The organism is Corynebacterium appendicis CIP 107643, assembly GCF_030408415.1.
GTDB lineage: Bacteria > Actinomycetota > Actinomycetes > Mycobacteriales > Mycobacteriaceae > Corynebacterium > Corynebacterium appendicis.
Genome location: NZ_CP046976.1, coordinates 284,490 through 297,031 on the forward strand (window position 1 = coordinate 284,490; position 12,542 = coordinate 297,031).

Here is a 12,542-nt window from a genome sequence, read left to right on the forward strand (position 1 = left end):
GACAAACAGTGGCAAAGGAAAAGTTCGAGCGCACTAAGCCGCACGTGAACATCGGCACCATCGGTCACGTCGACCACGGCAAGACGACGACCACCGCCGCTATCACCAAGGTGCTGGCTGACGCTTACCCGGAGGAGAACAAGGCTTTCGCCTTCGACACCATCGATAAGGCTCCGGAGGAGCGCGAGCGCGGTATTACCATCAACATCTCCCACGTGGAGTACAACACCCCGAAGCGCCACTACGCTCACGTCGACGCCCCGGGCCACGCCGACTACATCAAGAACATGATTACCGGTGCTGCCCAGATGGACGGCGCAATCCTCGTGGTTGCTGCTACCGACGGCCCGATGCCGCAGACCCGCGAGCACGTTCTGCTCGCCCGCCAGGTCGGCGTTCCGTACATCCTCGTTGCACTGAACAAGTGCGACATGGTCGACGACGAGGAGATCATCGAGCTCGTCGAGATGGAGATCCGCGAGCTGCTCGCTGAGCAGGACTACGACGAGGAAGCTCCGATCACGCACATCTCCGCTCTCAAGGCTCTCGAGGGCGACGAGAAGTGGGTCCAGTCCGTGCTCGACCTCATGGAGGCTTGTGACAACTCCATCCCGGATCCGGAGCGCGAGACCGACAAGCCGTTCCTGATGCCGATCGAGGACATCTTCACCATTTCCGGCCGCGGTACCGTTGTTACCGGCCGTGTCGAGCGTGGTGTCCTGAACCTCAACGACGAGGTCGAGATCATCGGTATCCGCGAGAAGTCCCAGAAGACCACCGTCACCTCCATCGAGATGTTCAACAAGCTTCTCGACACCGCTGAGGCTGGCGACAACGCCGCTCTGCTGCTCCGTGGTCTGAAGCGCGAGGACGTCGAGCGTGGCCAGGTCATCATCGCCCCGGGCGCTTACACCCCGCACACCAAGTTCGAGGGTTCTGTCTACGTCCTGTCCAAGGACGAGGGCGGCCGCCACACCCCGTTCTTCGACAACTACCGTCCGCAGTTCTACTTCCGCACCACCGACGTCACCGGTGTTGTGAAGCTGCCGGAGGGCACCGAGATGGTCATGCCGGGCGACAACGTCGACATGTCCGTCGAGCTGATTCAGCCGGTCGCTATGGACGAGGGCCTGCGCTTCGCTATCCGCGAGGGCTCCCGCACCGTCGGCGCTGGCCGCGTCACCAAGATCCTGGACTAGTCTCGAGCTAGCTTCCTAGATCAAGCCGCATCCCGTTACGGGGTGCGGCTTTTCGCTTGCTTATCGACGCCTCCCGCAACCCTCCCCGCTGCTCCCCTGTGGATAAGTCCGTTTGTGGGCGGGTTATCCACAGATTTTCTGTGGCTTCTTTTTCGGGGTTGTTGTTCTGTTTAGCGTGTGGGGCATGAGCGATTTTGACGCGTTTCTTGGAACTCTTGGTAGCCCGATGGATATCCTGGCTGGTTTCGACCGTCAGGCTGCTCGTGCTGCCGGCGTCAAGCCCACCACGTATGTCGAGTGGGAAAAGGCCCACGAGGTCTACTTCGGTAAAACCCGGTTTCGCCGCCAGCAAGCCAATGCCGTTCGTGTTGCTAGGCAGACGGGGAAGTCTCTGGATCAGATCCTGTTCATCGAGCAGCAAGTGCGCGCCGTCGCCTCCGACCGGGAGACGTGGAAACTCCGCCTGGCCCTGCTGTCGGTGCGCGGCGACTACAAGACGCTGCAGCGCCGCGCCAAAGACATCATGTCAGCGCTCTTTGAAAAGTAGCCCAAAACGCTCCCCGAAAAGTAGCCCATCCGAAAAAGATTGGATGGGTGATTTCTTTGGAGCAATGGGCACAGATCCGATACCTGCGTGGGCAGGGTTTATCGATACGCAAGATTGCCAACGAGGTTGGCTGCGCGAAGAAGACTGTCGAGCGGGCACTGGCTTCGGATTCGCCTCCGAAATACCCGCCGCGTCGGGCTAAAACCACAAGTTTCGATGCCTTCGAACCACAAGTACGCGCGTTGCTGGCTGAAACTCCACGTCTTAACGCAAAAGTCATCGGACAGCGCGTTGGGTGGACCGGGTCAGAATCGTGGCTGCGCAAAAACATTGCCCGGATCCGACCCGAGTATCTTCCCGCAGACCCCGTGGACACGCTCACCCATCTTCCCGGGCGTGAAATCCAGTGCGACCTGACTTTTGCCGCCGGCGGGCTGCCCGATGCAAACGGTGTGCACCGACCATTCCCGGTGCTGGTGATGGCGGCATCGCATTCCCGATTCGCCGCCGCCTGTCTGCTACCAACCCGTCGCACCGACGACCTGATAGCCGGGATGTGGCAGCTCATCGAGCGCGACTTCAAAGCCGTGCCCGACCGGCTGGTATGGGACCGGGAAGCTGGCATCGGTAAGGCCCGCCTGTGTGAGCCAGTCGCTGCGTTCGCCGGTGCAATCGGCACCAAGATCGTCCAGGCCCCGCCGAGAGATCCGGAATCGAAAGGCATCGTTGAACGCACCAACGGCTATATGAAGCGCTCCTTTTTCCCAGGCCGGCACTTCAGCAACCCGCAGGATGTGCAAGACCAGCTCGATGAATAGTTTAGCACCGTGGCCAACACCCGCACCCATGCCACGTTGAAAACCCGCCCGATCGATCTGTTTCGCATCGACCAACAGTCCATGCGTCCACTTCCGCCGTATACCCCAACGATCGGGATCCGTCCTGCGGTACGCCTGCCACGCAACTACTACATCACCGTCGACACCAACCAATACAGCGTCGACCCCGCCTTCATCGACAGGCTTGTGACCGTGCGCACCTGTCTAGAAGAAATCACTGTCACAGGACCATCCGGCGAAATCGCTGCCTGCCACCGGCGTTACTGGGGCAAACACCACGTCATCACCGACCCTGCCCACCGACACGCCGCACGACGCATGCGACAGCTAATCACCGGACCCCAACGACACAACCACACACCAGACAACGACGTAGAGGTAGCCGACTTAGCCATCTACGACTCAATCGCCTAGCCCCCCAAAGAAGATTGGATTCGACTATGCCCCACACGCACGCCCACGACACCCAAGCAACGATTGCGCACCTGTCACAGACGCTGAAAGCCCCACGTATCAACACCGTATACGCCACCATTGCTGAACAAGCACGCGCAGAATCGTATACCTACGAGGAATACCTCGCCGCGGTACTTTCAGTAGAAGCCACCGCACGCGCTGAATCCGGAGCGCGCCAACGCGTTAAACGAGCCGGTTTTCCAGCAGTCAAAACCATCGCCGATTTCGACTTCGGCGCCCAACCCGGCATCGACCGCGCCGACATCGCTCGACTAGAAACCGGTGCCTGGGTCGCAACCGCTGAAAACGTCGTCCTTCTAGGCCCACCAGGCACCGGAAAAACACACCTAGCTACAGCCCTAGGCATAACCGCTGCTCAGCAAGGCTACCGAGTACTGTTCGACACCGCCGCAGGGTGGATCAACACACTCACCGAGGCACACAACACCGGACGACTCGAATCCGTACTCAAACGCCTAAGCGGATACCACCTGCTCATCATCGACGAACTCGGATACATCCCCGTTGAGGCAGACGCAGCAAACCTCTTCTTCCAACTCGTCTCACGCCGATACGAACACGGATCCATCATCGTCACATCCAACCTGGCTTTTTCCCAATGGGCCCAATGCTTCGGAGACGTCACCGTCGCAACTGCCATGGTCGACCGCATCGTCCACCACGCAAAAATCTTCCAACACCGAGGAGTAAGCCACCGCATCAAAGGCCGCGAACTCACAACACCACAAACAAATCAGGCACAATAACTACGACCACACTGGGCTACTTTTCAAAGAGCGCCAGTGGGCTACATTTCGAAGAGCACTCACACATCATCCCCGACCCGGACGCCGATACACCCGCCCCGGAGTCCACGGTGCGGTTCGGCCGGACGCGGAAAGGCAAGCGGACGTTGATCGCCACCGGTGAAGAACGTGTCATCGCCGACCTGGAACACGCCCTGCGGAAGGGGCTCGACCCCAACCGGCCTGAGGGCCCGCAGATGTATGAGGCGTTCGCGGAGCTCCTGCGGGGCGGTGCCGGGGTTGCGGAGTCTGTGCCGCGCCCGCTGATCCAGGTCCCGCTTTCCGAGCACATCAGGATCCTCGCAGGCGAGGGGGATGAGACGATCCTGGGGTTGTCGGACGGCACCACCATGACCGGTGCGGAGTATCTGACTCACTATTACTCGAAGGATTTGGAGGTGGCGTTGTTCCACCCGCAGGCGGGTGCGGTGAACCTGTACCACGCGAAGCGGTTCGCCAACGCCAAGCAACGTGATCTGGCGCGGGCGACGTTGACGACGTGTCCGGTGCCGGATTGCCGGCACGCGGCGGATAATTGCGAGGTCCACCACATCACACCGTGGGCGCGTGGCGGGCCGACGAACATGGACAACCTGTCGGTGTTGTGCAGGTACCACAACCGCACCAACGACGACGACCCCCACCGCAACCACCGGGGCCGAATACACATCCGCAACGGCACCCCGACATGGGTCTCCCCGCGCGGAGCACCAGTACCGAACACCACACACCAATACGGTGCCATGCACCTGTTGTTCGGAAGCTAGTTCGGAACCTGACCACACCACCAGGCCGAGGGCGAAACAGCCCTGCGGCCACGTAGGTGCGCGCCAAAACTAATCTGTGGGTGCTCTCCGAAATGTAGCTCACGGGTGCTCTTCGAAAAGGAGCCCAGGCAGTTTTAGCTCGCCGCGCGCTTTCGTGTCATCGTCGGCGGCCGACGTAGGCTGGGCTTTGTGCATGATCCCACCCGTATCCCGCGCGTACTCGACCAGCTCCGCAGAACGTGGGAGGGCCAGCCGGACCTACCGCTGGCAACGCTTTTCGGCATCCTGGCTAACCGCGGCGCCGGCTGGGGCACGACGGACGAGGAACTCGAACAGTTGCTTATCGACGAATCCTCCTCCCACCCCTCCGACCTTCCCCTTTCAGCGGACCGCCGCGTGGACGGCGACTTTCTCATCGAGACAGACTCGCCCGCGCACCGCGTCACATTGACAGCGGCCGGCGATGTGGTGGTGCGCTCGGCTGGCGACCGCGACCGCCAGCCCAGCTTGTGGCAGTACACCTCGGTACGCCCGACGGGACCTGGCAGGATGCTCACGGTCGCTGACAGCGAGGGCGTAGAACACCGCCTGGGAATGGTCGCTCTGATTTCCCGGATCGTGGACTCCCGCGGCGCGTCTATGGCAGTAGCTGACGAATCCCTCCGTGAACCAGCTATTTCTGATCTCACCGCATCTGACCGCTCCGCACCCGACCAAGGCCCGGCTAACCACGTCGGCACCGCACCATCACGTGCGAAAAATATCGACGGATTGGAACGCGGCGAGATCGGCAATTCAGTCTGGCTGGTTCCCCTCGCCGATGGAGCACGGCTGCTGATCACCCAACGTCTGCACTGTTGGCAGGTCGAGAGGCGTGAAGTGACCAAAACAACGCACGCCTGGAGCCAGGTCGTGCGTTGTCGTGTGGGCGAGAACTTCGCCTATGTGGCAGGGGGAGGGGAGAGGGTGGAGTTGGGGGTCGTCGATAAGCTGCTGCTTGTGGAGAGCTAAGCCGTGACCTTGTCGAGGTGCAGCTTGAACACGGTGTCCATGTCCATTGTGTCCACTGCATCGCGGAAGTCGGCGTCGATCGCCTCGACGAATGCCACAACGGTCTCCAAGTCGAAGTCCGGGTTAGCCGTGATGGTGAAGGTGGCGGTCGGGCGGTCGCCGACGTAGGCAACGGTCTGCTTCGCCTGTTTCACGATCTCGGATCCCTCCGCGTGGTTGCATGCCGCCTGCGCAAGGCGCGCCACGTTGATGCGGGTGTCGCCGAGGTCCGGCTGCGCGGTGCCGATGAACCGGTTGCTGAACCCGCGGTTGCGTATATTCGGCATGATCAGCCACAGACCGAGAATGAACGCGCCGAGCATTGTGCCGATCAACGCGGCGGTGTACCAGTTCATGCCCGGTACGTCGGTGATCAGGGAGCGGTTTATGCCGCGCACGAACTCGGAGACATACGGGATGTCCCAGTGCAGGGCGGCCGGGACGAGCCCGCCGGCGAGAAGGACCAGGCCGAGCAGGAAGATGATCAGCCGGTCGAAGAATGCCAGTCTGCGTGTCATGCCAGCTCCTTCGCTTGGGACGGGCGGTGGATGTTCACGCGGACCTGCGGGGTCTGCGCGAGCCGCTGCATTTCGCCGCCGAGGACGTCGGTGAGGCGGTGGTCGAGATCCGCGGAACCGTCGTCTTCAACGTCGACGGTGAGCTTCTTCCGCGTCGCGCGGGAGGCGATGTTGGAGCGGCCGAGTTCGTTGCGCGCGGACGCGGTGGCTTTGCGCGCGACGTCGACGGGGCGCATCCAAATCGAGGAAGCGGAGTCGACGCGGACGTAGCGGCGCGGGCGCGGCTTGAACGCGGTGATGATCAGCCACAGGCCGACGAGCGCGACGACGATGCCGACGGTGACGCCGACCGGATTTACGGTCGCGGTGCCCAGCCAGTCAAGCACGGGGCGGACCCAGGAGTTTTCGGGGTCGTTTTCTTGGTAGCGGTACCACAGGTCGCGCCCGATAACGGCGGACAGCGCGAGGAGCACCAGTCCGAGGAGAATGGTCAGCCAGCGAACGGCGGGGTTGCCTTTGGGCTCGGCGCCGGAGCGTGGGCCGGTGAATTCGGGTGTCGGTTTAGTCACGGTCGTTGCACCTCCTTGTTGTCGCCGGGGCGGATCCGCACGGTCTGGGTGGAGCCGCCGATGGGCTTGGCGAGGGCGTCGTCGTCCGCGCGGTCGGGCTCGATGGTGATTTCAGCGAGCGGGCGCTGCGGAGGCAGGTGCGGGGAGACGACGTCAAGGCGCGGAACGGTGATCGCGCGCAGCGGTTCGGGCATTGGCCTGACGACGTCCACATATCTCCCCCTTTCCACCGTGATCTCCGCCAGTGGCCGCTGCGCCGGCAGGGACACCGGTGCGGGCTGCGGGCGGCGCTTGATCTCGACGAGGCGCGGCGGTCGCGGCGCGGGGCGCTCCGCGGGGATGCGCGGTGCAACCCGGGTGACCTCGATCTTCTTCAGCGGCGCCGGCGCGGGCACGCTGATGTGGCGCGGGCGCGTCGGCTTCTCGATGCCGACTGCCTTAAGCGGCGCCATACCCGGCATCTCCGGGCTGACTGGTCGCACCGGCTCCGGGGTATCCACGTGAGTGATGCGGAGCGGCTCCGGCGTGTCGACGGACGCGGGACGCAGTGGCGGTGGCGTCTCCACGTGGCGGATCTGCACCGGGTCCGGAGTGTGGACGTGGCGCAGGGCGGTGTATGTCGAGTCGTCGACGGTGATGTCGGCGAGCTTTACCGGCGCCTGGACGTGCGGCGAGGACACCTTCGACCGCTGCACGCGGATGGCCACCGGGGCGATGCCCGTCGGGTGGTGGAGCAGGTCGTTGCGGGTGACGCGCTGGCCCAGCGGCGCGGACTCGGCGTCCACGACGACGATGTTGACTTTCTGCACCGTCAGGCCCGTCAACGTCTCCACGTGGGAGCCGATCGTCTCGCGCACCTCGTCGGTGATCGCGCCGACGGGAGCGGGGTAGGAGCTGACGATCTCGACGTCGAGAATCACTGAGCCCGCAGGCCTGTCGATCTGCGCGTTCACGCGCGGGAAACTGCGGCCCGCCAGGCCCGCGAGCTTCGCGTCGACGGAGCGCACGCCCGGAACGGACAGGACGGCAACTTCGCCAATGTGCTCGACGGTCTTTTCGCTAATGCGGTACGAGGCTGGATCCATTACCCACGACCCCGCCCGGAGGTGGTGCTGACGAGTTCAGCTAGATCGATGCGGCCTTCCAGTTGTGCGCCGACGACACCGCCGATGGCGCCGAACAGGAGCGTGAAGAGGAACCCGATCCAGCCGCCGAGGATCAAAGCGAACGCCAGCACGATACCGATGACGGAACCGAGGACGGTCTTATTGGAGAAAATGTTCATGTGTATTCCACATTTCTTGTGCGTTCTGATGCATTGGTGAACGGTGGTGTGACGTACCCGGCCGCCCACGCGACGCCGGTGTGCGAGGCAACCGAGCGCGGCCGCCCCTGCCGACGCAACCGGCTCTGTTGACTACGCGGCATCGTCGAACACGACGTCGATGCGCGGTTCGGAGCCAGCGCTCGAACCCGAGTCCGAACCGGCGCCCGAGTCCGAGTCAGCGTTCGAGCCCAAAGCGAGCTCAGCGAAAGCCGGCAGCGCCAGCACCGCCGACCGCACATCGGTCACGATCGCGGGGATCTGGCGGCGGGAGGACAGGTCGTAGGTGAGGTGCAGGGCGAGGTGGGGGACGGTGTCGTCGATAAGCTGAATGCCTTCGATCATCGCGCCGCTGACCCGCAGGAATGCTTGCCCCATGCGGCCGCCGGACACTCCCGCCACACCGTCGACTGACAGCGCCACGTCGCGGATTGCTTCTGCGGCATCTTGTGTGACGGAGAATGCGGCCATTCTTACTGGTCCAGAGCCTGCTGGTTGGACTGCTGGACGGCCTGCTCGGTCTCGGTGGCCTCCTCCGGCAGGTTGACGTCGTGGACGGTGACATCGACGCGGTCGACGATCAGGCCGGTCATGCGGGTGATCGCGATGGTGATGTTCTCGCGGATTGCATTAGCCAGCTCGTGGATAGCGACGCCGTACTCGGCGATGACAGCGACAGCGATGTTCGCGTGGCCGTTCTCGACCGCGACGTTGACACCCTGCTGGACGTTCGTGGACGACGTCAGGGACTCGCGCACAGCACCCCACATGCGGGCAGCGCCGCCGCCCAGGTTGTGCACGCCGGAGACCTCGCGGGCCGCGATGCCGGCGATCTTGCCCACGACGTTGTCGTCGATGACGGTGGTGCCGTGCTCGGTCTCGAGCACCTCGTTGCGCGGCTGTGCCTGCGTCTCCGGGGTGGTGGTGCCGCCGGTCGCCGGGGTGTTCTGGGTGTTGTTCGCGTTGTTGTCGGCCATGACAATCCTTTCAGCAGGTCTTTCGCGGTTTTATAGTGTCAGTGTGATGCGCCGTTAAAACCGTTCGGCTTAACAGAGGCCAATCGTATGTGTAAAAGTCTGGTCCGGCCATGGTCGCGGCGAATTGACACCAATTCGATACATTCCGTGCTATTTGCGTTTTCGCCGACCAGTGTGTTTGAATACTCGAGTTGCTTTAACACGGCGCATTTGCGCTGCTGGTAAGGCGAACATGACACCTTTGCACGACGAGCTTCGCTTATCGACGAAGGACCCGCGATCGAGCACAGGCCACCGCTTAAGAGTCGGCACTCTCGAGACCGGGGACCGGAGAAGGGGCATGGCAAATAAACAGCGGCAGTACGTAAGGGCCACGTGGGTGTGGTCGTCGATAGGCGATCATGCTTCATTCAACCCCTTCCGAGCCTGACGATGGGGACTCGTTCCCAGCGGAAGCACTGAACATGCGCTGTTTAGGCGCGTGCGCACCTTCCGCCGATCGTCGTGGCAGTCATTCGTTTGAACAGACACTGGCGTTGGCGCCGGCCCTAAACCGGACAACGTTATAGAGAAACTGAAAGCTATCAACCCCACCTCTTCTGTGGCGCGCGTAAGCGAGACGCAGAACGTGGGAAGCGAGGAAGAGGTTAACGTGGCGGGACAGAAGATCCGCATTCGGCTCAAGGCCTACGACCACGAAGCGATCGACGCATCTGCGAAGAAGATCGTTGAGACGGTCACCCGCACGGGTGCCCGCGTCGTCGGACCGGTGCCGTTGCCCACTGAAAAGAACGTGTACGCCGTTATTCGTTCTCCCCACAAGTACAAGGACTCGCGCGAGCACTTCGAGATGCGCACCCACAAGCGCCTCATCGACATCCTCGACCCGACGCCGAAGACGGTCGATGCCCTCATGCGCATCGACCTCCCCGCGAGCGTTGACGTGAACATCCAGTAGGGAGAACAAGACATATGACTAACGAGATCAAGGGCATTCTGGGCCGCAAGCTCGGTATGACCCAGATCTTCGACGAGGAGAACCGGGTCATCCCGGTGACCGTCGTCGAGGCTGGGCCGTGCGTTGTCACCCAGATCCGCACTGAAGAGACCGATGGCTACTCCGCCATCCAGATCGCCTACGGCGAAATCGACCCCCGTAAGGCAAAGAAGCCTCAGGCAGGCCACTACAAGAAGGCCGGCCAGAACCCGCGCCGCCACGTGGCAGAGATCCGCATGGACGACACCTCTGCTTACGAGCTCGGCCAGGAAGTGACCGTCAACATCTTCGAGGACGAGGTCTTCGTCGACGTTGCCGGCACCACCAAGGGCAAGGGCTACGCAGGCGCCATGAAGCGTCACGGCTTCGCAGGTCAGGGTGCCGCCCACGGTAACCAGGCCGCGCACCGCCGCGTCGGCTCCATTGGTGGCTGCGCCACCCCGGGCCGCGTGTTCAAGGGCACCCGCATGGCTGGCCGCATGGGCGGCAACCGTGTGACCACCCAGAACCTCAAGATTCAAAGGATCGACGGCGACTCTAATCTGCTCCTCATCAAGGGTGCTATCCCGGGTGCCAAGGGCAGCCTCGTCACCGTCAAGACCGCAGTGAAGGGCGGTGCTCACGCATGACACTGACACTTGATGTCCACACCGCTGACGGAGCCACCAAGGGTTCCGTCGAGCTCCCGGCTGAGTTTTTCGACCGTGAGGCATCTGTTCCGCTGATGCACCAGGTCGTCACCGCGCAGCTTGCCGCTAAGCGTCAGGGCACCCACGCCACGAAGACTCGTGGCATGGTTGCCGGCGGCGGCAAGAAGCCGTTCCGTCAGAAGGGCACCGGCCGCGCCCGCCAGGGTTCGATCCGTGCTCCGCACTTCACCGGCGGCGGCACCGTCCACGGCCCGCAGCCGCGTTCGTACGCTCAGCGCACCCCGAAGAAGATGATCAAGGCCGCTCTCGCCGGCGCCCTGACCAACCGCGCCCAGAACGACCGCATCCACGTGGTCGAGGAGCTCGTTCCGGGTCAGAATCCGTCGACAAAGTCTGCACGCGCCTTCATCGAGCGTTTGACCGACCGCAAGTCGGTGCTGCTGGTCATCGGCCGCGAGGACGCTAACTCCCGTCTTTCCGCACGGAACCTGCCGGGCGTCACCATCCTCGAGCCGGGGCAGCTGAACGCATACGACGTGCTCAACGCGGACGACGTCGTGTTCTCTGTCGAGGCTCTTCACGACTTCGTCAACCGCGACAACGCTGAGGCCGCAGGCTCCACCGTGGTCGCAGCTGAAAGCGAGGAGAACTAATGGCTAAGACCGCTAACTCGCGCGACATCATCATCGCCCCGGTCGTCTCCGAGAAGACCTACGCGCTGATGGAGCAGAACACCTACACGTTCTACGTCAATCCGAACGCGAACAAGACCCAGATCAAGATTGCCGTGGAGGACATCTTCGGCGTGAAGGTCGCTTCCGTGAACACCGTCAACCGCGAGGGCAAGCGCAAGCGTTCCCGCACCGGCTGGGGTAAGCGCAAGGACACCAAGCGCGCCTACGTCACCCTCCGCGAGGGCAGCGACTCCATCGACATCTTCGGCGGCGCTACTGCCTAAGGGCAGGTAGCACTACCGAAGGTGACCTGATCGAAAAGGACACACTATGGCTATTCGTAAGTACAAGCCGACAACCCCGGGTCGCCGCAACAGCTCCGTTTCCCAGTTCGACGAGATCACTCGTTCGACTCCGGAAAAGTCCCTGGTGCGACCGCTCCCGAAGACCGGTGGCCGTAACTCCCACGGCCACATCACCACCCGCCACCGCGGCGGTGGCCACAAGCGCCAGTGGCGCGTGATTGACTTCCGCCGCTCCGACAAGGACGGCATCCCGGCTAAGGTCGCTCACATCGAGTACGACCCGAACCGCACCGCTAACATCGCGCTGCTTCACTATGCAGACGGCGAGAAGCGCTACATCATCGCGCCGAAGGGCCTGACCCAGGGCACCGTCGTTGAGGCTGGCGCCAACGCCGACATCAAGGTCGGCAACAACCTGCCGCTGCGCAACATCCCGACCGGTACGACCATCCACGCTGTGGAGCTCAAGCCGGGCGCAGGTGCGAAGCTGGCTCGTTCCGCCGGCGCGTCCATCCAGCTGCTCGGTAAGGAAGGCTCCTACGCAGTCCTGCGTATGCCGTCCTCCGAGATCCGCCGCGTGGACATCCGCTGTCGCGCGACTGTCGGCGAGGTCGGAAACGCCGACCAGATCAACATCCGTTGGGGCAAGGCCGGCCGTATGCGCTGGAAGGGCTGGAGGCCCACTGTCCGCGGCGTTGTCATGAACCCGGTCGACCACCCGCACGGTGGTGGCGAGGGCAAGACCTCCGGTGGCCGCCACCCGGTTTCCCCGTGGGGCCAGAAGGAAGGTCGCACCCGCAACCCGAACCGTTATTCCAACAACATGATCGTGCGCCGCCGCCGCCCGAACAAGAAGCGTTAAGA

The 12,542-nt window shown here is 62.9% G+C and carries 18 protein-coding genes; 12 read left to right on the plus strand and 6 right to left on the minus strand.

Translation table 11 applies throughout. The features are described from left to right. Nucleotides 1–8 precede the first annotated feature (8 nt). From tuf to CAPP_RS01480, 7 genes are all read left to right on the plus strand, one after another. Nucleotides 9–1,199: an elongation factor Tu gene (tuf, locus tag CAPP_RS01450; protein WP_076598029.1), complete on the plus strand. Its 1,191-nt coding sequence runs from the start codon at nt 9–11 to the stop codon at nt 1,197–1,199. A gap of 184 nt (nt 1,200–1,383) precedes the next feature. Next, on the plus strand, nt 1,384–1,746 hold the full coding sequence (locus CAPP_RS01455) for a hypothetical protein (RefSeq protein ID WP_143313796.1): 363 nt from the start codon (nt 1,384–1,386) through the stop codon (nt 1,744–1,746). 47 nt (nt 1,747–1,793) lie between these two features. After that, nucleotides 1,794–2,564, plus strand: a complete 771-nt coding sequence (locus CAPP_RS01460; protein WP_290172986.1) for a helix-turn-helix domain-containing protein — start codon at nt 1,794–1,796, stop codon at nt 2,562–2,564. Nucleotides 2,565–2,573: 9 nt separating this feature from the next. Beyond that, nucleotides 2,574–2,999 carry a Mu transposase domain-containing protein gene (locus CAPP_RS01465; RefSeq protein ID WP_290172987.1) on the plus strand — a complete coding sequence of 142 codons (426 nt, stop codon included), beginning with the start codon at nt 2,574–2,576 and terminating at the stop codon, nt 2,997–2,999. Between the two features lie 26 nt (nt 3,000–3,025). Continuing rightward, nucleotides 3,026–3,808, plus strand: a complete 783-nt coding sequence (gene istB, locus CAPP_RS01470; protein ID WP_290172690.1) for an IS21-like element helper ATPase IstB — start codon at nt 3,026–3,028, stop codon at nt 3,806–3,808. Between the two features lie 110 nt (nt 3,809–3,918). Next, the gene (locus tag CAPP_RS01475) at nt 3,919–4,614 is read left to right on the plus strand and encodes an HNH endonuclease signature motif containing protein (protein WP_143313862.1); all 696 of its coding nucleotides are present in this window, start codon (nt 3,919–3,921) and stop codon (nt 4,612–4,614) included. Nucleotides 4,615–4,803: 189 nt separating this feature from the next. Next, nucleotides 4,804–5,625, plus strand: a complete 822-nt coding sequence (locus CAPP_RS01480; protein ID WP_076599097.1) for a hypothetical protein — start codon at nt 4,804–4,806, stop codon at nt 5,623–5,625. On the opposite strand, the gene CAPP_RS01485 is transcribed toward CAPP_RS01480, so the two are convergent. The 6 genes from CAPP_RS01485 to CAPP_RS01510 form a co-directional block, all read right to left on the minus strand. Beyond that, nucleotides 5,622–6,182, minus strand: coding sequence for a hypothetical protein (locus CAPP_RS01485; RefSeq protein WP_076599098.1), 561 nt, complete (start codon nt 6,180–6,182; stop codon nt 5,622–5,624). The genes CAPP_RS01480 and CAPP_RS01485 overlap by 4 nt on opposite strands. Beyond that, the gene (locus tag CAPP_RS01490; protein ID WP_076599099.1) at nt 6,179–6,751 is read right to left on the minus strand and encodes an Asp23/Gls24 family envelope stress response protein; all 573 of its coding nucleotides are present in this window, start codon (nt 6,749–6,751) and stop codon (nt 6,179–6,181) included. The genes CAPP_RS01485 and CAPP_RS01490 overlap by 4 nt, the downstream gene beginning before the upstream one ends. Next, a complete protein-coding gene (locus tag CAPP_RS01495) occupies nt 6,748–7,836 on the minus strand; it encodes an Asp23/Gls24 family envelope stress response protein (RefSeq protein WP_076599100.1) in 1,089 nt (362 codons plus the stop codon). Before CAPP_RS01495 ends, CAPP_RS01490 begins: the two co-directional genes overlap by 4 nt. Next, nucleotides 7,836–8,036, minus strand: coding sequence for a hypothetical protein (locus tag CAPP_RS01500; RefSeq protein WP_076599101.1), 201 nt, complete (start codon nt 8,034–8,036; stop codon nt 7,836–7,838). The genes CAPP_RS01495 and CAPP_RS01500 overlap by 1 nt, the downstream gene beginning before the upstream one ends. Before the next feature lie 132 nt (nt 8,037–8,168). Beyond that, nucleotides 8,169–8,546: a hypothetical protein gene (locus tag CAPP_RS01505; protein WP_076599102.1), complete on the minus strand. Its 378-nt coding sequence runs from the start codon at nt 8,544–8,546 to the stop codon at nt 8,169–8,171. A 2-nt stretch (nt 8,547–8,548) separates the two neighbouring features. Then, nucleotides 8,549–9,052 (minus strand): Asp23/Gls24 family envelope stress response protein, encoded by a 504-nt coding sequence (locus tag CAPP_RS01510; protein ID WP_076599103.1) that lies wholly within the window; start codon nt 9,050–9,052, stop codon nt 8,549–8,551. A 652-nt stretch (nt 9,053–9,704) separates the two neighbouring features. Here CAPP_RS01510 and rpsJ point away from each other — a divergent pair. From rpsJ to rplB, 5 genes are read left to right on the plus strand one after another with little or no spacing between them, the layout of a single operon-like run. Then, complete coding sequence (rpsJ, locus tag CAPP_RS01515) at nt 9,705–10,010, plus strand: 30S ribosomal protein S10 (RefSeq protein WP_003848085.1); 306 nt, start codon at nt 9,705–9,707, stop codon at nt 10,008–10,010. A gap of 14 nt (nt 10,011–10,024) precedes the next feature. Further along, nucleotides 10,025–10,678, plus strand: coding sequence for a 50S ribosomal protein L3 (gene rplC / locus CAPP_RS01520; RefSeq protein ID WP_076599104.1), 654 nt, complete (start codon nt 10,025–10,027; stop codon nt 10,676–10,678). Continuing rightward, complete coding sequence (gene rplD / locus CAPP_RS01525; protein ID WP_076599105.1) at nt 10,675–11,352, plus strand: 50S ribosomal protein L4; 678 nt, start codon at nt 10,675–10,677, stop codon at nt 11,350–11,352. Before rplC ends, rplD begins: the two co-directional genes overlap by 4 nt. Continuing rightward, nucleotides 11,352–11,657: a 50S ribosomal protein L23 gene (gene rplW, locus CAPP_RS01530; protein WP_076599106.1), complete on the plus strand. Its 306-nt coding sequence runs from the start codon at nt 11,352–11,354 to the stop codon at nt 11,655–11,657. Before rplD ends, rplW begins: the two co-directional genes overlap by 1 nt. A 46-nt stretch (nt 11,658–11,703) precedes the next feature. Further along, complete coding sequence (gene rplB / locus CAPP_RS01535; protein WP_076599107.1) at nt 11,704–12,540, plus strand: 50S ribosomal protein L2; 837 nt, start codon at nt 11,704–11,706, stop codon at nt 12,538–12,540. The last annotated feature ends 2 nt before the right edge of the window (nt 12,541–12,542 follow it).